Genomic DNA, 1310 nt, shown 5'->3' with positions numbered 1-1310 from the left:
CCCCTCCTCCACCACCGCCACCTCCCGCACCGCGCCGGGCGCGAGGAAGACGGGCACGCGGGTGAAGGGCGCCAGCGGCAGGTACGCCGTGTCCAGTCCCAGCGCGCCCACGTCCACCACCACCGCCGAGCCGAACGGATCCCTCGGCAGCCCGAGCCACGATGGATCCACGTTCAGCGTGTACGTGAGGAACGACACCAGCCCGGTGAAGCGGTGCAGCAGCAGGTGCGGCACGCGCTCCAGGAGGCGCCGGCCCTGCTCCACCTGCGGGTCGCGGCCCTCGCGCACGCGCGCCGCGGTGGTTTCCACCTCCAGCGCCAGCTCGTGCACGGACTTCCGGTCCACGTCCTCGATGCGCACGGGCGTGAGGCCCTGCTGATCCGCGCCGGGGAGCACCGCGCACACGGTGATGCGCTGGCGCAGGTAGATGCGCTGGTAGCGCAAGAGCGCGTTCGCGTCCGGGCAGCGGCGCAGCGCTTCACCCACGGCCTTGAGGACCAGGTGCGTCGCGGTGAGCCGCACGCCGGTGCGCTGGTGGAAGGCGTCCAGCCAGGCGAGCGCCGCGTCCATGCGCACCGTCAGCGTGCCGTAGACCGTCGGGTCATACGCGGTCGTCCAGCTCCCGATGGCGAGCTTGCGGAAGCTCGACACGTCCCGCTTCGGCTTCAGCTCCAGGTGCGCCATGGACGGGAGCGTGCCCCAGGACGGCGCTCATGGGGGAGCCGGAATACAGGCGGACGGCGCGGCCCGGCCGGCGCGGTGGGTGGGGCCCGCCGGGTCGCCTGCCAGTGAAGCCTTGACGCGCCATGTCCCAGCGGTAGGCTGCCCCGCTTTTTGCATCCTTCTGTGGAGGTCGTTCCCTTGCTGGTTGCACTCATCCTCGTATCGGTCGGGTTCGCGGTGACGCTCGGCCTGCTGCTCTTCGGAGACAAGAGCGGCGCTGGTGCCAACGCGGGCCGTCCCTCGCTCTCTTCTTCCTCTTCCGCGCCGTCGTTCCGGGGCGAGCTGGAGTCCGAGAGCAAGGCACGCGCGAAGGCGGAATCGGAGGTCCAGCGCAAGCAGAAGGAGCTGGACGAGCAGCGCGCGCAGCTCCAGGAGGTCAAGGAGCAGCTCAAGCAGACCAAGCGCAAGCTCTTCGAGCAGAAGGAAGGCGACAAGGGTTCGAACGACCTGGCCAAGGCCCGTGCCGAGGTGGAGCGCAACGCCAGCATCCAGCTGGAGCAGACCCGTTCGGAGCTGGCGCAGGCCCTGACGGAGAACGCCCGGCTGCGCGCGGAGACCGAGTCGCGCAACAGCCCCCGCCCTGTCTC

Annotated in this window: 1 protein-coding gene and 1 pseudogene; one reads left to right on the top strand and one right to left on the bottom strand. The window is 70.7% G+C overall.

Annotated elements, in window-relative coordinates; genetic code table 11:
- Positions 1-684 (bottom strand): 2-oxo acid dehydrogenase subunit E2 (locus D7W79_RS42025; RefSeq protein WP_120530757.1); only part of this gene is annotated, 684 nt, incomplete at its 3' end.
- Between the two features lie 177 nt (positions 685-861).
- Here D7W79_RS42025 and D7W79_RS42020 point away from each other — a divergent pair.
- Positions 862-1310: pseudogene (locus D7W79_RS42020) on the top strand (cell envelope biogenesis protein TolA); the annotation flags it as partial.

Origin of the sequence: Corallococcus exercitus (assembly GCF_003611585.1) — a bacterium.
GTDB classification, from domain to species: domain Bacteria; phylum Myxococcota; class Myxococcia; order Myxococcales; family Myxococcaceae; genus Corallococcus; species Corallococcus exercitus.
This window is presented reverse-complemented; position numbering and strand designations above follow the sequence as displayed.